The organism is Streptomyces sp. 6-11-2 (assembly GCF_006540305.1).
Classification (GTDB): domain Bacteria; phylum Actinomycetota; class Actinomycetes; order Streptomycetales; family Streptomycetaceae; genus Streptomyces.
Genome location: NZ_BJOR01000001.1, coordinates 1081579 through 1098831 on the forward strand (window position 1 = coordinate 1081579; position 17253 = coordinate 1098831).

Consider the following 17253-nt stretch of genomic DNA (forward strand, 5'->3'; position numbering starts at 1 on the left):
GGCACCGGGGGTCAGGCGGCCCGTTCCTCCGGTTCCGCGGTGAGCGGCGCCCCGGTCCCGGCGGCCTCGTGCAGCCAGCGCCGCAGCACGCGGTGGACATGCTCGGCGCCGACGAGGTCCTCGCCCTCCCGGACCGGCGGGGAGCAGTCGAGCGGCGACAGCAGGAACGGGCGACCCTGCGCGCCGCCGAGGCCGCCGTGGGAACCGATCTGCTCCTCGAAGGCGAGGACCTCTCCGTCGGCCGGGTCGTGGCTGGAGTTGACCATGATGTCGGCGGTGTGCGGGAAGGAGTGGGTGCGGCGTACGGCGTCGGCGGCACCGGGACCGAAGAGCGCCAGCGGGCCGGGGTCGGTGTCGAGTTCGGCCAGCGGTATCCGTACGCCGCGCGCGCCGAGCACGACACCGCCGTGCTCCTCGCTGCGCACGAGCAGGAAGCCGACGCCCGGGTGGTCGGCGAGCGTGGACAGCAGCGCGGGGTGGCGGGCGTCGATCTCCTCCTGGCTCATGCGGTGCGGCACGTCCGGGAAGGAGACCAGGCCGAGGTTGCCGGAGGCCAGCACGACGGGCTCCGAGCGGCGGGAGGGGCGCCGGTCCTCACCGCTCTCCTCGACCGGGCGGCCGAGCGCAGCCCGTACGGCGGCCCGCGCCTCGGCGCCACTGCGCGTCCTTCCCGCCCGGCGCGGCACGGGCAGGCCGCAGCCGGCCCGGACCAGGTCGCCCAGGGTCAGACCGTAGCGGGAGCGGAAGGTCTCGCCGGGGCTCTGTCCGTGGTCGGACAGGAGGACGAACCGGTACGGGCGCGGGGCGTGCTCGGCGACCTTCTCGATCAGCGCCAGCGAGCGGTCCAGACGCCGCAGCACCTGCGCCACGTCACGGCTGTGCGGCCCGGAGTGGTGGGCCACCTCGTCGTACGCCACCAGGTCGGCGTAGACGGCGGTGCGCCCGGCGAGCAGGTCGCCCATCACCGCGGCCACGACGACGTCCCGTTCGACGACCGTCGCGAAGGCGCGGATCAGCGGGTACAGGCCGCCGCGCGAGACACGCGGGCGCTCCTCGCGGAGCCGGGCGCGCAGGGACTGGCCGATCTCGCGGCCGGCGTCGGCGACGAAGGACAGGAAGGTGCGGACGGCGTTGGCGGGGTCGGAGAAGTAGGCGAAGTAGCCCGCGCGGGAGCGGCTGGCGCGGTCGCGGCGGGCCGCGACCGACAGGACGAGCGCGAGTTCGCCCGCGCCGCCGCCGAAGAGGTTGCCGCGGCTGGCCCCGTCGGCGGTGAGCAGCCCGCCGTCACCGGTGCGCCGTACGGCGCGGCGCTGGAGTTCGACGGCGCTGCTCGGGCGGTTGCAGACCATCACCTCTCCGGTGTCCTTCTCGTACCAGCGGAAGGCGGGGACGTCGTGGTTGGTTCCGTGCAGGATGCCGAGCTGGCTGGCGCCGGTCTGGCTGGACCAGTCGGTGCGCCAGGGGGTGAGCCGGTGGGTGGCCTGCCCCTCGTCGGCGCCGAGCCATCGGGCGACGGTCGGCATCAGACCCTCGTCCACCGCGTCCCGCAGCACGTCGTGACCGACGCCGTCGAGTTGGACGACGACGGTGCCGGGGGTCGACGAGCAGGGTGCCAGCCGTCTGCGGCGGCGGTCGGCGAGCCGGTGGAGCCGGCGCCGGTAGGCGTCGTCGTCGCGCACGGCGAGGGCTGCGCCGGTGGCGGAGGCGACCGCGGACATCACCGCGGCCACGATGACGGCGGTCTCGGGGGCCGCCTCGGCCTGGCCGGAGGGGGTGATGCGCAGGGCCAGCAGGAGCAGTGAGCCGTTGAGGAAGAACACCAGCAGCCCGAGGACCAGCGCGGGCACGAGCAGCAGCAGCCGGACGAGCAGCGGCCACACCACGGCGGACAGCACACCGAAGGCTCCCGCGCCGAGCGCGGCGGTCACGGCGACGGTGGTGGCGCTGTCGCCGTCGGGCGACTGCAACCGGAAGTCCGGCAGGATCCCGGCGAGCACGAGCAGGGTGACCGTGGAGACGGCCCACACCGCGACACTGCGCCCGACCTGACTGGCGACCCGCCGCCACCGCCGCCCGCCACCCATGCCGGCACATCCTCCGTTCCCGCCCCCGCCCCGCGCCTCCACGCGGACCGACTCCAGCTTGTCATACACCCCCATAAACCCCCGTGACCTGCGGTAACACCCATCAGCACGCACCCGCCGCCGGCGTTCGCCGACGCACCCACCCTCGGCCCCGCCACGCCGACGGCGCCGAGCGGTCGGACGCGCCGGATCCCGGCCCGCCGGAGCCGGCCACTCCCCCTTTCGCCGCCCTGGCCCGCCGCCGCACGACCGCCCCGCTCGCACGACCGCCCCGCTCACAGCACCGGCGTACGACGGAGCCGACCGGCTGGTGCGCGGCGATCGGCCCGTGCGGCCGGGCCGTCGTCGGTGGAGGGTGGGGGGCCGGGGGGGCTTGGTCAGCGGCCGTCGTAGCCGGCGGTCGGCATGGAGAGGCGGCGGTGCACGTGGGCCTTCATCTGCGCGTCGTACGCCGGCTCGGCCTGGCCCACCGTCTCCACCCGGACCCCGCGTCGCGCGCACTCCGCGGTGAACTCCTCCACGGAGGACAGCGCCCGCTCCAGCACCCGCCGGCTGGGCGCGACGAACAGGTCCACGCCCGGGCGCACTCCCTCCCACAGGGCGCAGTGGTCGGCCCGCAGCCCCCGGACGAGCAGTTCCCGCGCGATCACGTAGCCGCGCTCGGCCGCCCAGCGGGCGCACATCGCGTGCTGGCTGCGCGAGTCCACCAGGAAGGGGTCGTCGTTCAGCTCCTCCAGGGGTGTCAGGCTCGCGATCGCCGTGACGCGGACGGCCGCCGGAGCGCCCCCGCCGAGGGCATCCCGCACTTCTCCCATGGCGTCCCCCTCACCTCCGGGTTTCCGCCGCCGACCCTACTCCTGCCCGTAGGCTCAGGGGGAGTCGCACGAAGGAGGCAAAGGAGTGCCGGTGGAGATCACCTGGTGGGGTCACGCCACCTGCACGGTCGAGGACTCGGACGTCCGCGTGCTGACCGATCCCCTGTTCGCCCGCCGGCTCGCGCACCTGCGCCGCCGCCGCGGCGCGCCGCCGCCGCCCACCGCCTGGCACGCGGACGTGGCCCTGATCTCCCATCTGCACGCCGACCATCTGCACGTACCCTCGCTGGCCCGGCTGGAGCCGGGCACGCGCCTGCTGGTACCCCGGGGCGCACTCGGGGCGGTCGCGGGTCTGCGCCGGCTCGCCCACCTGCGGATCACCGAGGTGACGCCCGGTGACCGGGTCGAGGTCGGCGGTGTCGTCGTACGGGCGGTGCCGGCCCGGCACGACGGGCGGCGGCTGCCGGTCGGGCGGCACCGCTCGCCGGCGCTCGGCTACGTCGTCGAGGGCGAGGCGCGGACGTACTTCGCCGGGGACACCGGCCTGTTCGAGACGATGGCCGAGGAGGTCGGCCCGGTCGACGCGGCGCTGCTGCCGGTGGGCGGCTGGGGACCGTACCTCGGCGCGGGGCATCTGGACGCGGGACGGGCGGCGCAGGCGCTGGCCCGGCTGGCGCCGGGGAGCGCAGTGCCGGTGCACTACGGCACGTACTGGCCGATCGGGATGGACGCCGTGCGCCCCCATGAGTTTCATGCGCCGGGTGACGAATTCGCGCGCCTCGCCGCCGAGCGTGCGCCGGGGGTCGCGGTGCACCGGCTCGGGCACGGGGAGAGCGTGCGCCTGGAGGGCGCCCGGTGATACGGATCGCCGCCGCCGTGACCTCGGTGGTGCCGCCGGAGTCCACCCAGCAGGCGCTCGGGTATCCCTCACTGTTCCTCCTGGTGCTGATCGGGGCGCTGGTGCCGGTGGTGCCGACGGGCGCGCTGGTCAGTTCGGCGGCGGTGGTCGCCCTGCACCAGACGGCGCCGTTCTCGCTGGCGCTGGTGTTCCTGACGGCGTCGCTGGCCGCGTTCCTCGGGGACGCGGCGCTGTACTGGCTGGGGCGGCGCGGGCTGGGGTCGAGGAACGGATCGCGCTGGCTGGAGGCGATCCGCACGCGCGCCCCGGAGGACCGGCTGGCGCAGGCGCAGCGCAAGCTGACCGAGCACGGGGTCGCGGTGCTGGTCCTGTCCCGTCTCGTCCCGGCGGGCCGCATACCGGTGATGCTGGCCTGCCTGCTGGCGAAGTGGCCGCTGCGCCGCTTCTCCCGCGGCAACCTCCCCGCGTGCCTGGCCTGGGCGGTGACGTACCAGCTGATCGGCATCCTCGGCGGCTCCCTGTTCGCGGAGCCCTGGGAAGGCGTGGTCAGCGCGATCGCGGTGACCGTCCTGCTGGGCGCCGCACCCTCCGTCTGGCGGCGCCTGCGCCGGCTGATCCCGGTCCACCGCTCGCACTGACCTCGGCAGGGGCGGCGAGCCGCTCCCGCCCCGCCGCTACTCCAGGACCCGGGAGGCGCCCACCGGCAGGTCCCACAGCCGTTCCCGGGGAAGGCCGGCCTCCTGCCAGGCTCTGCGGACCCGGGTCAGGGGTTCCAGGAGGGGTTCGGCGGAGAGGACGAAGGTGCCCCAGTGCATGGGCGCCATGTGCCGGGCGCCGAGGTCCTGCACGGCCTGGACGGCTTCCTCCGGGTCGCAGTGGACGTCGCTGAGCCACCAGCGGGGGTCGTAGGCGCCGATGGGGAGCAGGGCCAGGTCGATGCCGGGGTAGCGGCGGCCGATGCGGGAGAACCAGTGGCCGTAGCCCGTGTCGCCGGCGAAGTACACGCGCTGCCCCTCGGGGTCGGTGAGCACCCAGCCGCCCCACAGACTGCGGCAGGTGTCGGTGAGGGTGCGCTTGGACCAGTGGTGGGCGGGGACGAAGTCGACGCGGACTCCGGACAGTTCGGCCGCCTCCCACCAGTCCAGTTCGGTGACGCTGGTGAACCGGCGCCGCTGGAACCAGCGGCCGAGTCCGGCCGGCACGAACACCAGGGTGTCGCGCGGGAGTCGGCGCAGGGTGGGCGCGTCCAGATGGTCGTAGTGGTTGTGGCTGACGACGACCGCGTCGACGGGCGGCAGCGCCTCCCAGGCCACGCCGACGGGCGTGACCCGGGCCGGGGTGCCGATGATGCGGCGGGACCACACCGGGTCGGTCAGCACGGTGAGCCCGCCGATCCGGATCACCCAGCTCGCGTGCCCCGCCCAGGTGACGGCGACGGTACGGGTGTCCACGCGGGGCAGCTCGGCGGGCCGGTACGGCAGCAGCGGGATGTCGGCGAGGGCCTCCTTGTCCGGCCGCAGGGCGCCCTCTCGGGCGAACCGGGCGAAGGCCTTCAGGTCGGGCAGCGGGGCGGTGAGCCGGTCGTGGAAGGCGCGCGGCCACACCCGCCGCTCCCCCAGCCGCCGGGGTTCGGCCAGCGGCGGGAACGGGGCGGGCGGGGAGGTCAGGAGGGACGGGACCGCGGGATCGTCGGTCTCCTGGGTGGTGGTGCTCGTGGACGTGGACGACTCGGACTGCTGCGTCATCGAGGAGGCTCCCATCGCTGAGCGTCGTCGCGGAGATCGTCGAGTACCGACCTCAAGGAGAGCAATGCGCGTTGCACGTGTGGCAGTTCCAACGGCTCGGGGGACAGGAGGCATTCCGCGCGTTCCTCGTCGGTGCGGCCGAGGAGTTCCGCGGTGGACAGCCGCACGCGCAGCGCGCCGAGGTCGTCGCCGAAGCGGTGGCCGCCGTGCACGGGCAGTTCCAGGCGGGTGGTGAGGAAGTCCTCCAACTCCTGTGCGTCGCCGACCGCGTGGGCGTCCAGCGCGGAGCGCAGCGGGCCGAGGTCGGCGTACAGGTGGCGGCCGGCCTGCGGCGGCCGGACGAGCGCGCCCGCGGCGACCACGGCCGCATGGACGGCCCGCGCCAGGCGCGCGTGCAGGCGTACCGAGGCCGCCAGGCGCGCGGTGACCGGCCCGGGTTCGCCGAGGACGTGGGCGGCCGCGGCGGCGACCGGTTCGGCGACGCGGGCGTCCAGTGCGGTGAGGACGTCGAGCACGCGCGCGTGCAGGGCCTCGCCGGGGGCGCCCGCGGGGAAGCGGGCGATCGCGGCGGGCCAGCCGGCGGGCAGGAAGGCGCCGGCAAGGTCGGTGACGACGGTGACCCGGTCGGGCAGCATCTCGGCCGGGCTGAGCAGCACCGTCTCGTGCGGCGCGTGCACGGTGTCGCGCCAGGTCTCGTCGCTGACCAGGTGGAGTCCCTCGGCCGTGGCGGCCTCGACGGTCTCGTGCAGCACCTCCGGCGGTGCCACGGTGGCGGTGGGGTCGTCGGCGACGGACAGCACGAGCAGCCGGGGGTCGCCGCCCTCGGCGCGGACTCTGCGGACGGTCTCCAGGAGGGCGTACGGGTCGGGGACGCCCCCGCACTCGGCCGGCGTCGCCACGGGGAAGGCGGGGGTGCCCAGCAGGCGCGCGTACGGCGCCCACCAGGCCGCGCAGGGCCGGGGCACCAGGACGTCGCCGCCGAGCGTGGCGGTCAGCGCGAGCAGCAGGGCGGGCGCGCCGGGTGCGGCCGCCACCCGGCCGGGCCGGGTGGGCAGCCCGCGTCGCAGCCAGTACCCGCAGGCGGCGTCCAGCAGTTCGGTGTCTCCGCCGATCGGTCCGCGCCGGGTCCGGTTCGCGGCCCCGGCGAGCGCGGCGGACACCTCCGGCAGCACCGGGAGTCCGTCGTCGGGGAGGGCCGACGGACCGTAGCGGACGGGGCCGTGGCCTTCCGGGTCCGTCCGCCGCATGGGTACCTCCGCGAAGTCCCTGATGCCGTGTGGCGCCGCCGAGTCGTGCCGTCACCGGTCCGTCCCGGCCGCGTGCGTCCGGTCCGCCGCCCGGTGTCCGGGGGCGGGTCCGTCCGCAGGGCGCCGGCCGTGCCTTCGGGGCTCCGTGTACCCAGGGCGGCGCCCTCCCAAGGCCACCCGGCCGGGGTCGGGCAGGTCACGCCGGCCAGCGTCCCCGCAGGGCGTCCGGCTGCCCGGTCAGCCGTCGGCCTGCGAACGCCGCCACACCCGGTGGACCGCCCCGCCGAGCGCCGCCGCGATCAGCGCGCCGCCGCCGATCAGGGCCGGCAGGGAGGCGGTGAACGAGCCACCCGCACCGGCCTGCACACCGTGCTGCGCCGCATCGCGGGAGGGGTCGCGGCCCGCGACCGGGCCGCGGCCCGGGCCGGTGCCGGACTGACCGCGGGAGGCGTCCCACGAACCTTCGCCCCGGGACGGGCCGCTGGAGTCCGGACCTCGGGACGGGGCGTGGGACGGGTCCCGGGCGGGGTCCCGGGAGCCCTGCGGGCGGGAAGGGGCGTAGGAGGTGTTGGGGCCCGGCATGACCTGGAGTCCGGACGAGTCCTGCGACCGGGAGGGATCGTAGGAGGTGTTGGGACCCGGCATGACCTGAGGTCCGAACGAGTCCTGCGACCGGGAAGGATCGAAGGAGCCGTTGGGACCCGGCCGGACCTGAGGTCCGAACGAGTCCTGCGACCGGGAAGGATCGAAGGAACCGTCGAGGTCCGGCGCGACCTGGGTGCGGGAAGGGTCGTAGGTGGGTACGTCGCGGAACGTCCCGCGGGCCGGACTGCCCGAAACCTGGCCGGAAGCCGGGTCGCGGGGCGGGGTCTGCGCGGACTGACCCGAGGCCGGGTCACCGGGCGCGGACTCCCCGAACCGACCCGAACCCGGGTCACCCGGCCCGGACTCCCCCAACCGACCCGAACCCGGGTCACCCGGCCCGGACTCCCCCAACCGACCCGAACCCGGGTCACCCGGCCCGGACTCCCCCAACCGACCCGAACCCGGGTCACCCGGCGCGGACTCCCCGGGCCCGGGGCGGAACGGGTCGTTGGCCGGCGTGTCCTGGAGGACCGGGTCCCGCGACGCGTCCGCCGGGGCCCGGGCCGGCGCCGCGGCCTCCGTGTCGCCGGCGGCGCCCCCGGGCGGCCTGGCGCGGGCAGCGACCGTCGGGACCGCGTCCCCGGCCGGTCCGGCCCGGTCCGTACCGGACGCGACCACGGACGGCCCGCCGCCCCTGCCCGCGCCGGATCCGGATGCCGGCGCGCAGGCCTCGGCCTCGGCGCGCGAGACGTCACCGCCGTCCGGGCCGCACACGACGGTGACCGCGGCGCCCTCGCCGGCCCGCGGGGCGTGGGCGGTGCGCGCCGCCTGCCGCAGGGCGGGGGGACGAGCGTGCGAGCCGGCGGCCGGGCTCGCGAGGGCGGCCGACGCGGCGCCGCCCGCCATGACTCCGGCCAGGACGGCGACGGGCAGGGCGCGGGGGACGGTACGGCGCATGAGCGGGGCTCCTTGGAACCGACGACGTCTGACGGCACGGGTTCGTGCCCTTCGCTGCCATCACAGCCGCTGGTACCGCGGGTCGCGCGCGGCCGAGCCCCATTGGCGGGACACCAACGACCTATCGGGTGACGCCGGCGGCCCGCCCCTGAGGAGCTCCCCGGAAGCGGGCCGCCCCTACACGCCCTCCCGCATCACCTGCTCCCGCAGTCGGTCGCAGCACCGGCTGATCAGCCGGGACACGTGCATCTGCGAGATGCCCAACTGCTCGGCGATCCGGCTCTGCGTCATGTCGCCGAAGAACCGCATGTACAGGATGGCCCGCTCCCGTTCGGACAGCGCCGCCAGCCGCGGCCTGACCGACTCGCGGTCCACCACGGTGTCCAGGGCCGGGTCGGGCGAGCCCAGGCTGTCGCCCAGGGAGTAGCCGTCCTCGCTGCCGGACAGTTCCGCGTCGAGCGAGAGGGCGGTGAAGCTCTCCAGCGCCTCCTGTCCGATCCGCACCTCCTCCTCGCTGAGGTGGGCGTGCTCGGCGACCTCGGCGACGGTGGGACCGCGGCCGGAGATCGTCCGGGAGAGGTCCTGGGAGGCGAAGCGGACCCGGTTGCGCAGTTCCTGCACCCGGCGCGGGACGTGCACCGTCCACATGTGGTCGCGGAAGTGCCGCTTGATCTCACCGGTGATGGTGGGCACGGCGTAGCTCTCGAAGGCGTTGCCCCGCTCGGGGTCGTAGCGGTCGACCGCCTTGACCAGGCCGAGCGCGGCGACCTGGCGCAGGTCCTCGGAACTCTCGCCGCGGCTGCGGAACCGGCCGGCGAGCCGTTCGGCCATCGGCAGCCAGGCCTGAACGATCTCGTCGCGGACCTCGTTCCGCCGTCGCCCCGGGGGGAGTGCGGCGAGCCGGCGGAAGGCTTCCGCGGTGTCGGGGGCGTCGTCGTGGGGGTGGTGCCTGGCGCTCGCTCGCGTTGGCATGGTGCGTCGCAGCTCCCTCGGGGTCCTCTCGGGCGGACGGTCACCGTGGGAGCGCGGGCGCGTGAACCGGACGGCCGCACGTGGCGGCGTGTCGCGCCGCTTCCACGGGCGTGCCTCCGGTCCGAAGCACTGGCTCCGCGCCTGCCCCCGGTCCCGGGCGTCCAAACACGCCGCCGCGGCGGGGCGGGATTCCGGCCGCCCCTCGGGTGTCATCCCGTCCCGGAAAACCGGTGTCGGCTTCCCGCGCACGGGTACGCGGTGGCCACCCCCGACGATCTGGAGGGAGACATGCAGCGAGGCAGTGACCGGCTGAGTGTCCACCGTGACGACGAGATGAAGCACGAGTTGCAGGGACTGCTCAGGTCCGGCCATCCCACGCGGAGCGAGGAGTGGCACGACCCGGAGCCGACCGCCGAGGACGATCCGGAGGTGTGGGGCGGACCGGTGGCGCCGGGCGGCTCCCGGGCGTCCCTGGAGAGCGTCCGCCTGGAGCTGGCCAGGATTCTGGGCCGCAGTGCCTTTCCCGCGGGTCCGGGCGAGCTGACCCGCCTGCTCCGGCGCAAGAACGCGCCCGACACGCTGATCGAGGCGCTCCAGCGACTGCCGCACAAGGCGCGCTACGCCAATGTGCAGGAGCTGGCCCGGGAACTGACGCACACCGAGACGCCCGCGCGGGAGGAGCGCGCGTAGGCCCGTGCCCGGGGGCGCCGCGGCCGGCGCCGGGAGAAAAGCGCCCCGGGGACGGCAGGGCCCGTCCCCGGGGCGCCGAAAGGACGTTGAGGCATCATGCGCATCGCATTTCTGACCGCGCCCGAGGGCGTGGAACAGGTCGAGCTCACCGAACCGTGGAAGGCGGCGAAGGACGCCGGTCACGAGACCGTGCTCGTGTCGACCGAGTCCGGGGAGATCCAGGCCTTCGACCACCTGGACAAGGCGGACAGGTTCCCCGTGGACGCGGTCGTCGGCGAGGCCTCCCCTGACTCCTTCGACGCGCTGGTCCTGCCGGGCGGCGTCGCCAACCCGGACTTCCTGCGGACGGACGAGAAGGCGGTGGCGTTCGTGGGGGCGTTCTTCACGCAGGGCCGTCCGGTGGCCGCGATCTGCCACGCGCCGTGGACGCTGGTCGAGGCGGATGTCGTACGGGGCCGGGTGCTGACCTCGTGGCCGAGTCTGCGGACGGACATCCGCAACGCGGGCGGCATCTGGGTCGACGAACAGGTGAAGATCTGCGACCACGGCCCGAACAAGCTGATCACCAGCCGCAAGCCGGACGATCTGAAGGCGTTCTGCGAGGCCTTCCTCGACGTCCTCACCGAGAAGGCCGGCTGACCCTCCGGCGCCGGGACGTCCTTCAGACGCGGGGAGTCGCCGACTCCCCGCATCCGCGTTCCCTGGCCCCCTCGCGGGTGCGGCCGGCGGCGACCGGGCGGCGCGGGTTGCGGCGCAGGTACTCGCCCTCGAGCTGCGCCATGCGTTCGTTGTGGGCGCGCAGCGCGTCGTTCGAGCCGTACAGCAGCGTGTCGTGGCGCGTGCGGTGGATCGTCTCCAGCTCCTTCATCAGCTGCTGGTCGTCCAGCCGTCCCGGGTCGACTCCGGTCATGGTGGTGCCCCGTTCGTCGTGTTCGTACCTGCGGTCCGGGTACCCGCCCGGCGTGCGGCGCCACCGAACGGTCTCCGGGAGGGAGCCATGGATCTCGCCTTTCTGCATCCACTGTACGAACACCCGGGCCCCTGGGCCTCCGTGTACGTCGACACCTCGCGGCACACGGAGGAAACGGCCCACCAGCTGGAGCTGACGGCCCGGGCCATGGGGCGCGAGCTGGCGCGGCAAGGCGCGGACGAGGCCACCTGCCGAGCGGTGGAGGAGGCCGTACGGGAGCTTCGCCGTGTCCCCGATCCGCAGGGGCGGGTGCTGTTCGCGCGGGACGGCGCGGTCGTGCTCGACCCGCTGCTGGCCCGTCCGCCGCGGGGCGGCAGCCGGGCGGAGTGGGCGGCGCTGCCGCGCGTGGCGCCGCTGCTGGAGCTGGCGGGTGAGGATCCGGTCGCGATCGTCGCGTACGTCGACCGCAGGGGCGCGGACTTCGAGCTGCGCAGCTCGCTGGGCCCGGAGGACGCCGGGACGGTGGTGGCGCTGGAGTGGCCCATCCACCGGACGGCGAGCGCGGACTGGTCGGAACGGCACTTCCAGCTGAAGGTGGAGAACACCTGGGAGCACAACGCGGCGGAGATCGCGGACGCGCTCAGCGTCTGCCAGGAGGAGACGGACGCCGACCTGCTGATCCTGGTCGGCGACGACCGGGAGCGGCGCGAGGTGCGCGGGCGGCTGCCGAAACGGCTGCACGACCGCGTGGCGGAGGCCGCCGACGGCACCGGCAGCCGGCTGCTGGACGAGGACGTGGAGCGGATCCGCGCCGCGCACGTGCACCAGCGTGTCGAGTCCGAGCTGGACCGGTTCCGGGCGGCCCGGACACCGGACGACGAGGGACGCTCGGGGGCCGCCGAGGGGGTGTCGGCGCTGGTCGAGGCGGCCCGCGAGCACCGTCTTGAGGAACTGCTGATCAGCCCGGACGGCGCAGACGCCCACCGCGAGGTGTGGATCGGCGAGGACGCCGACCAGCTGGCCGTGCGCCGTACGGAGCTGAAGGCCCTCGGCGAGCGGCACTCCTGGCCGGCCCGGGCCGACGACGCCCTGCTCCGCTCGGCGGTCTGCCAGGACGCCACGGCCCTGTCGCTGGACCCGGCCGCCGCCGGCGAGGACGTGCCGGCGGGCGGGCTGGGCGCCGTCCTGCGCCGGCGGTGAGCGGCCCGGCGGCGGCAGACGTGCGTTACCGCGCCCGCTGTACCCGCCGTTCGTCCCACACCGGCTCCGGGGTCTCGCGGACCCGGCCGTCGCTGCCGAAGACGAGGAACCGGTCGAAGGAGCGGGCGAACCAGCGGTCGTGGGTGACCGCGAGGACCGTGCCCTCGAAGGCCTCCAGGCCTTCCTGGAGGGCCTCGGCGGAATCCAGGTCGAGGTTGTCGGTCGGCTCGTCCAGGAGCAGCGCGGTGGCGCCCGCCAGCTCCAGCAGCAGGATCTGGAACCGGGCCTGCTGACCGCCGGAGAGCCGGTCGAAGGTCTGTTCGGCCTGGCCGGTCAGTTCGTAGCGGCGCAGCCGGGACATCGCGGCGCCGCGGTCCTGGGAGTGCTCCTTCCACAGGATGTCCAGCAGGGTGCGGCCCACCAGCTCGGGGTGTGCGTGGGTCTGGGCGAAGTGCCCGGGGACCACCCGCGCGCCGAGCTTCCACGCGCCGGTGTGCGCCACGTCCTCGCCGGCCAGCAACCGCAGGAAGTGCGACTTGCCGGAGCCGTTGGAGCCGAGCACCGCGACGCGTTCGCCGTAGAAGACCTCCAGGTCGAAGGGCTGCATCAGGCCGGTCAGCTCCAGGCCCTGGCAGGTGACGGCCCGGACGCCGGTGCGGCCGCCCTTCAGGCGCATCCGGATGTCCTGCTCACGCGGCGGCTCCGGCGGCGGACCGGCCTCCTCGAACTTGCGCAGCCGGGTCTGGGCGGCCTGGTAGCGGGAGGCCAGTTCATGGCTGACGGTGGCGGCCTGCCGCAGGTTCAGCACCAGCTTCTTCAGCTGCGCGTGCTTCTCGTCCCAGCGCCTGCGCAACTCCTCGAAGCGGGCGAAGCGCTGGCGCCGGGCCTCGTGGTAGGTGGCGAAACCGCCGCCGTGCACCCAGGCGTCGGCGCCGGCCGGGCCGGGTTCGAGGGAGACGATCCGGTCGGCGGCGCGGGCGAGGAGTTCACGGTCGTGGGAGACGAAGAGCACCGTCTTGCGGGTCTCCTTCAGACGCTCCTCCAGCCAGCGCTTGCCGGGCACGTCGAGGTAGTTGTCCGGCTCGTCGAGCAGCAGCACCTCGTCCGTGCCGCGCAGCAGCGCCTCCAGCACCAGCCGCTTCTGCTCGCCGCCGGACAGCGTGCGCACCTCCCGCCACTGCGCCTTGTCGTAGGGCATGCCGAGAGCGGCCGTGGTGCACATGTCCCACAGCGTCTCGGCCTCGTAGCCGCGTGCCTCCGCCCAGTCGGCCAGCGCCTGCGCGTACTGGAGCTGGGCGGCCTCGTCGTCGACGGTCATGATGGCGTGCTCGGCCGTGTCGACGGCCCGCGCGGCCTCCCTCACCCGCGGCGGCGCGACCGACACGAGCAGGTCGCGCACGGTCGTCTCGTCCCGCACCGACCCCACGAACTGCCGCATCACGCCGAGACCGCCGCCGACGGTCACGGTGCCGCCGTGCGGCTTCAGCTCGCCGGAGACCATGCGGAGCAGGGTGGTCTTGCCGGCGCCGTTCGGTCCGACGAGGGCCACGGCGGCCCCCTCTCCCACCCGGAAGGACACATCGCCGAGCAGCGTCCTCCCGTCGGGGAGGTTGTACTCCAGGTGCGCGGCTTCCAGATGTCCCATGGTCAGGCATTCTGGTCGCGGCCGTACGGGACGGGCAAACGCTTATCCGAAGTCCACGGGCCGTCCGGTCGGGCCGCTCTCCCGCGCCGGGGTGACGACCGCGTCCGCCCACGTCAAGGCCGTCCATCCGGCGTCGGCCGAGCCCTGGAGGACCACCACGCCGGTGTTCTCCAGGGGGTGGGTGGCGGCGAACTCCACGTCGAGGTTGCGGGCGCGGACCGCGGTCCACAGGCGGATGGCAGCGCCGTGACTGACCATGGCGACGGTTCCGGCACCGTCCGCGGTGGCCTCGGCGACGACCGCGTCGTAGCGGGCCAGCACCTCGGTGCCGCTCTCGCCGCCGGGCATGCGCGTCCGGGTGTCACCGGCGGCCCAGCCCAGCAGCGTGCGCATGTAGACCTGTCCGCGCTCGGAGTCGCCGGGCTCCGTCTCCAGGTCGCCCGCCGACACCTCGCGGATGCCGTCGCGGACGATCACGTCGAGTCCGCGGACGGCGGCCAGGGGCCCGGCGGTGAGCTGGGTGCGGATCAGCGTGGAGGCGTAGAGCGCTTCGATGTCCTCGCCGGCGAGTGCCCGCGGCAGCGCGGCCGCCTGCCGTTCGCCGAGCCCGGTCAGGCCCGGCCCGGGGATCCGCGTGTCCAGCAGGTGGCCCACGTTGGAGGGGGTCTGGGCATGGCGGATGAGGAGCAGACGCATGCAAGGGTCCCTGAAGGCGGCCGGTGCCGCCCCTCACACACAAGAAACGGCGACTTCAGGGTAACGGTCCCCGTATGAGCCCAGACGTCGACCTCACCGTCCCGAAGACCGGCGCCCGCGCCGTCCTGAAGCGCCTGACGGCCCTGGACGGCCGGCTGTTCGAGTTCGCGGCCGAGCGCCGCTGGCCCGGTGCCGGACCCGTGCTGCCGAGGCTGAGCCGGGCCGCGAACCACGGCGTGCTGTGGTGCGCGGCGGCGGCCGCCATCAGCGCGAGCCGCACCCCGAGGGCCCGCCGGGCCGCCGTCCGCGGCCTGGCCTCCCTGAGCCTTGCGTCCCTGACCGTCAACACCCTGGGCAAACGCTCGGTGCGCCGCGACCGGCCGGTCCTGGACCCCGTCCCGATCATGCGGCGGCTCAAGCGGCAGCCGTTCACCACGTCCTTCCCGTCCGGGCACGCGGCGTCCGCGGCCGCCTTCGCGACCGGCGTCGCCCTGGAGTCCACGGCCTGGGGCGCGGCGGTGGCCCCGGTCGCCGCGTCGGTGGCGCTCTCGCGCGTCTACACCGGCGTCCACTTCCCGAGCGACGTGCTGGCGGGTGCCGCACTGGGCGCGGGCGTCGCGTTCGCGGTACGCGCCCTGGTGCCCACCCGCGCCCAGACCGGCCCGCCGCCCCACCCCCGCGCCGACCTGCCGGCGCTTCCCGGCGGCGCGGGCCTGGTCCTGGTGGCCAACCGGGCCTCCGGCACCGCGGACCGCGCCGGCGCGCTGCGGGACGTACTGCCGGAGGCGGACGTCGTCGAGTGCGAGCCGGAAGAGGTCCAGGCCGAGCTGGAGAAGGCGGCGGACCGCGCCCGGGTGCTCGGGGTGTGCGGCGGCGACGGCACCGTGAACGCGGCCGCCGAGATCGCCCTGCGCCGCGGCCTGCCGCTCGCGGTGCTGCCCGGCGGCACGCTCAACCACTTCGCCTACGACCTCGGCGTGGAGGACGCCCGGGCCCTCGGCCGGGCCCTGGAGCACGGTCACGGCGTGCGCGTGGACGTGGGCCGCTTCCGCTCCGGGAGCAAGCGGGGCGTCTTCCTCAACACCTTCAGCCTCGGCCTGTACCCGGAGCTGGTGCGCGAGCGCGAGCGCTGGTCCGGCCGGATCGGCAGCTGGCCGGCCGGGGTGCTGGCGACGCTGAAGGTGCTGCGCGCCGACCGCCATCCGCTGCGGGCGGTGGTGCGGGGCCGCTCCCACCCGCTGTGGCTGCTGTTCGCCGGAAACGGCACGTACCACCGCATGGGGCTCGCCCCGGGCCGCCGGCTCGACCTGACGGACGGGAAGCTCGACGTCCGGGTGGTGCACGGGGGCCGCAGGCCGGCGCTGCGCCTGCTGTCCGCGGCCCTGGCCGGCCCGCTGACGCGGTCCCCCGCCCACGCCGCGGTCCAGGTGGCCCGGCTGCGCCTGACCGGTGTCGCGCCCGGCACGCTGCTCGCCCACGACGGCGAGGTGATGGAGGCGGAGGACGAGCTGTGGCTGGAGAAGCTGCCCGAGGCGCTGGCGGTGTACCGGCCGCTGCCAGGAGACTGACCACCCACCCGCCGCCTGTCCGGATGCTGAAATCAGGGTCTCACCATCCGGCACGGAGGCGTACCGTGATCCGTACCGCCCGGGGCCGCGGGCCCACGGGGTCAGGGGACGAGAAGGGGTACAGCCATGCCGAAGCGGGAGACGGCCGTCTACACGCACGGGCACCACGAGTCCGTGCTGCGTTCGCACACCTGGCGCACCGCCGCCAACTCCGCGGCCTACCTGCTCGGCTCGCTCCGGCCGCACATGAAGATCCTCGACATCGGCTGCGGTCCCGGCACCATCACCGCCGACCTGGCGGCCCTCGTCCCCCAAGGGCACGTCACAGGTGTCGACCGGGCGCCCGGCGTCCTGGAGCAGGCGCGCGCCACGGCCGCCGGGCGGGGCCTGGCCAACGTCGACTTCGCGGTGGCCGACGTCCACGCCCTCGACCATCCCGACGACACGTTCTGCGTCGTCCACGCCCACCAGGTGCTCCAGCACGTGGGCGACCCCGTGCAGGCGCTGCGCGAGATGCGGCGGGTGACGAAGCCGGGCGGGTACATCGCCGTCCGCGACGCGGACTACGCGGCGATGACCTGGCACCCGCGGGTGCCGGGGCTGGACGACTGGCTGGACCTGTACCGGCGGGTCGCCCGCGCCAACGGGGGTGAGCCGGACGCCGGACGCCGGCTGCGGTCCTGGGCGCTGGCGGCCGGCTTCACCGACGTCACGGCCGGCTCCAGCACCTGGACCTACGCCACCGAGGACGAGCGCGCCTGGTGGAGCGGGCTCTGGGCCGACCGCACCGTGGCGTCGGCGTACGCCGAGCGCGCCGTCGCGGGCGGACACGCGACCGAGGAGCGGTTGCGGGCCGTGTCGGCGGCGTGGCGGGAGTGGGGTGAGCGGCACGACGGCTGGTTCGCGGTCCTGCACGGGGAGATCCTGTGCCGCAAGGAAGGCTGATTCCGCAGCTCTCCCCGGGACCTCTCCCCCGTTCCCTGCCGTTCGTGAAGCGTCACTCCCGGGGAAGCAGGGGTCCCAGCGGTCCGAGGTCCAGATTCAGGTCCTCGGGCCGCAGCCCGTAGCGGTCGCGCAGTTCGGCCATGCGGTCCTCCAGGAGCATGAGCGTGAGACCGATCCGCTCCTCCTGGTCCTCGCTCAGGTCCCCCTCGTCGAAGCGGCGCAGCGCCTGCCGCTCCATGAGCTGGCGCAGCAGTTCCACAACGGTGAGCACGAGTTTCACCAGGTCCCGCTCGACCGTGTCGGGCTCCAGATCCAGTCGCTTGCGCGGAGGCACG

Annotated in this window: 17 protein-coding genes; 7 read left to right on the forward strand and 10 right to left on the reverse strand. The window is 75.1% G+C overall.

The genetic code is table 11. The features are described from left to right. Positions 1-11 precede the first annotated feature (11 nt). Positions 12-2084, reverse strand: a complete 2073-nt coding sequence (locus TNCT6_RS04285) for a phage holin family protein (RefSeq protein ID WP_141356707.1) — start codon at positions 2082-2084, stop codon at positions 12-14. Positions 2085-2461: 377 nt separating this feature from the next. Beyond that, positions 2462-2899: a hypothetical protein gene (locus TNCT6_RS04290; RefSeq protein WP_141356709.1), complete on the reverse strand. Its 438-nt coding sequence runs from the start codon at positions 2897-2899 to the stop codon at positions 2462-2464. Between the two features lie 85 nt (positions 2900-2984). Between TNCT6_RS04290 and TNCT6_RS04295 the strand changes: the two genes are divergently transcribed. Together TNCT6_RS04295 and TNCT6_RS04300 are read left to right on the forward strand one after the other, a co-directional pair. Then, the gene (locus TNCT6_RS04295) at positions 2985-3758 is read left to right on the forward strand and encodes an MBL fold metallo-hydrolase (protein WP_172632802.1); all 774 of its coding nucleotides are present in this window, start codon (positions 2985-2987) and stop codon (positions 3756-3758) included. After that, positions 3755-4396, forward strand: coding sequence for a DedA family protein (locus tag TNCT6_RS04300; RefSeq protein ID WP_141356713.1), 642 nt, complete (start codon positions 3755-3757; stop codon positions 4394-4396). The genes TNCT6_RS04295 and TNCT6_RS04300 overlap by 4 nt, the downstream gene beginning before the upstream one ends. Positions 4397-4432: 36 nt before the next feature. On the opposite strand, the gene TNCT6_RS04305 is transcribed toward TNCT6_RS04300, so the two are convergent. The 4 genes from TNCT6_RS04305 to TNCT6_RS04320 form a co-directional block, all read right to left on the reverse strand. Continuing rightward, positions 4433-5503: an MBL fold metallo-hydrolase gene (locus TNCT6_RS04305; protein WP_141356715.1), complete on the reverse strand. Its 1071-nt coding sequence runs from the start codon at positions 5501-5503 to the stop codon at positions 4433-4435. Beyond that, on the reverse strand, positions 5500-6750 hold the full coding sequence (locus tag TNCT6_RS04310; protein ID WP_141356717.1) for an aminotransferase class I/II-fold pyridoxal phosphate-dependent enzyme: 1251 nt from the start codon (positions 6748-6750) through the stop codon (positions 5500-5502). The genes TNCT6_RS04305 and TNCT6_RS04310 overlap by 4 nt, the downstream gene beginning before the upstream one ends. A gap of 237 nt (positions 6751-6987) precedes the next feature. Beyond that, positions 6988-8292: a hypothetical protein gene (locus TNCT6_RS04315; protein ID WP_141356718.1), complete on the reverse strand. Its 1305-nt coding sequence runs from the start codon at positions 8290-8292 to the stop codon at positions 6988-6990. 177 nt (positions 8293-8469) lie between these two features. Then, positions 8470-9264 carry an RNA polymerase sigma factor SigF gene (locus tag TNCT6_RS04320; RefSeq protein WP_141356720.1) on the reverse strand — a complete coding sequence of 265 codons (795 nt, stop codon included), beginning with the start codon at positions 9262-9264 and terminating at the stop codon, positions 8470-8472. 288 nt (positions 9265-9552) lie between these two features. On the opposite strand from TNCT6_RS04320, the gene TNCT6_RS04325 reads away from it, so the two are divergent. Then, a complete protein-coding gene (locus tag TNCT6_RS04325; protein WP_141356722.1) occupies positions 9553-9954 on the forward strand; it encodes a DUF2795 domain-containing protein in 402 nt (133 codons plus the stop codon). Positions 9955-10050: 96 nt separating this feature from the next. Continuing rightward, positions 10051-10593 (forward strand): type 1 glutamine amidotransferase domain-containing protein, encoded by a 543-nt coding sequence (locus TNCT6_RS04330; protein WP_141356724.1) that lies wholly within the window; start codon positions 10051-10053, stop codon positions 10591-10593. Between the two features lie 22 nt (positions 10594-10615). Here the strand turns inward: TNCT6_RS04330 and TNCT6_RS04335 are convergent, their stop codons facing one another. Next, positions 10616-10864: a DUF6158 family protein gene (locus tag TNCT6_RS04335; protein WP_141356726.1), complete on the reverse strand. Its 249-nt coding sequence runs from the start codon at positions 10862-10864 to the stop codon at positions 10616-10618. 87 nt (positions 10865-10951) lie between these two features. Between TNCT6_RS04335 and TNCT6_RS04340 the strand changes: the two genes are divergently transcribed. After that, positions 10952-12064: a Vms1/Ankzf1 family peptidyl-tRNA hydrolase gene (locus TNCT6_RS04340; RefSeq protein WP_141356728.1), complete on the forward strand. Its 1113-nt coding sequence runs from the start codon at positions 10952-10954 to the stop codon at positions 12062-12064. Positions 12065-12089: 25 nt separating this feature from the next. Here the strand turns inward: TNCT6_RS04340 and TNCT6_RS04345 are convergent, their stop codons facing one another. Together TNCT6_RS04345 and TNCT6_RS04350 are read right to left on the reverse strand one after the other, a co-directional pair. Next, positions 12090-13709, reverse strand: a complete 1620-nt coding sequence (locus TNCT6_RS04345; protein ID WP_141356730.1) for an ATP-binding cassette domain-containing protein — start codon at positions 13707-13709, stop codon at positions 12090-12092. Positions 13710-13751: 42 nt separating this feature from the next. Continuing rightward, entirely contained in the window at positions 13752-14405 is a 654-nt protein-coding gene (locus TNCT6_RS04350; RefSeq protein WP_141356732.1) for a histidine phosphatase family protein, read from the reverse strand. A gap of 74 nt (positions 14406-14479) precedes the next feature. Between TNCT6_RS04350 and TNCT6_RS04355 the strand changes: the two genes are divergently transcribed. After that, positions 14480-15973: a bifunctional phosphatase PAP2/diacylglycerol kinase family protein gene (locus tag TNCT6_RS04355; RefSeq protein WP_141356734.1), complete on the forward strand. Its 1494-nt coding sequence runs from the start codon at positions 14480-14482 to the stop codon at positions 15971-15973. Between the two features lie 126 nt (positions 15974-16099). After that, positions 16100-16918 (forward strand): class I SAM-dependent methyltransferase, encoded by an 819-nt coding sequence (locus TNCT6_RS04360; RefSeq protein WP_141356736.1) that lies wholly within the window; start codon positions 16100-16102, stop codon positions 16916-16918. A gap of 52 nt (positions 16919-16970) precedes the next feature. Here the strand turns inward: TNCT6_RS04360 and TNCT6_RS04365 are convergent, their stop codons facing one another. Then, entirely contained in the window at positions 16971-17252 is a 282-nt protein-coding gene (locus TNCT6_RS04365) for a gas vesicle protein K (RefSeq protein WP_141356738.1), read from the reverse strand. Position 17253: the final 1 nt, after the last annotated feature.

Excerpts from the sequence above, each read along its gene's own strand:
- TNCT6_RS04285 (WP_141356707.1), bottom strand. The coding sequence starts at position 2,084 with ATGGGTGGCGGGCGGCGGTGGCGGCGGGTCGCCAGTCAGGTCGGGCGC.
- TNCT6_RS04340 (WP_141356728.1), top strand. The coding sequence starts at position 10,952 with ATGGATCTCGCCTTTCTGCATCCACTGTACGAACACCCGGGCCCCTGG.
- TNCT6_RS04350 (WP_141356732.1), bottom strand. The coding sequence starts at position 14,405 with ATGCGTCTGCTCCTCATCCGCCATGCCCAGACCCCCTCCAACGTGGGC.
- TNCT6_RS04290 (WP_141356709.1), bottom strand. The coding sequence starts at position 2,899 with ATGGGAGAAGTGCGGGATGCCCTCGGCGGGGGCGCTCCGGCGGCCGTC.
- TNCT6_RS04335 (WP_141356726.1), bottom strand. The coding sequence starts at position 10,864 with ATGACCGGAGTCGACCCGGGACGGCTGGACGACCAGCAGCTGATGAAG.
- TNCT6_RS04345 (WP_141356730.1), bottom strand. The coding sequence starts at position 13,709 with ATGGGACATCTGGAAGCCGCGCACCTGGAGTACAACCTCCCCGACGGG.
- TNCT6_RS04320 (WP_141356720.1), bottom strand. The coding sequence starts at position 9,264 with ATGCCAACGCGAGCGAGCGCCAGGCACCACCCCCACGACGACGCCCCC.
- TNCT6_RS04330 (WP_141356724.1), top strand. The coding sequence starts at position 10,051 with ATGCGCATCGCATTTCTGACCGCGCCCGAGGGCGTGGAACAGGTCGAG.
- TNCT6_RS04355 (WP_141356734.1), top strand. The coding sequence starts at position 14,480 with ATGAGCCCAGACGTCGACCTCACCGTCCCGAAGACCGGCGCCCGCGCC.
- TNCT6_RS04325 (WP_141356722.1), top strand. The coding sequence starts at position 9,553 with ATGCAGCGAGGCAGTGACCGGCTGAGTGTCCACCGTGACGACGAGATG.
- TNCT6_RS04315 (WP_141356718.1), bottom strand. The coding sequence starts at position 8,292 with ATGCGCCGTACCGTCCCCCGCGCCCTGCCCGTCGCCGTCCTGGCCGGA.
- TNCT6_RS04310 (WP_141356717.1), bottom strand. The coding sequence starts at position 6,750 with ATGCGGCGGACGGACCCGGAAGGCCACGGCCCCGTCCGCTACGGTCCG.
- TNCT6_RS04305 (WP_141356715.1), bottom strand. The coding sequence starts at position 5,503 with ATGACGCAGCAGTCCGAGTCGTCCACGTCCACGAGCACCACCACCCAG.
- TNCT6_RS04360 (WP_141356736.1), top strand. The coding sequence starts at position 16,100 with ATGCCGAAGCGGGAGACGGCCGTCTACACGCACGGGCACCACGAGTCC.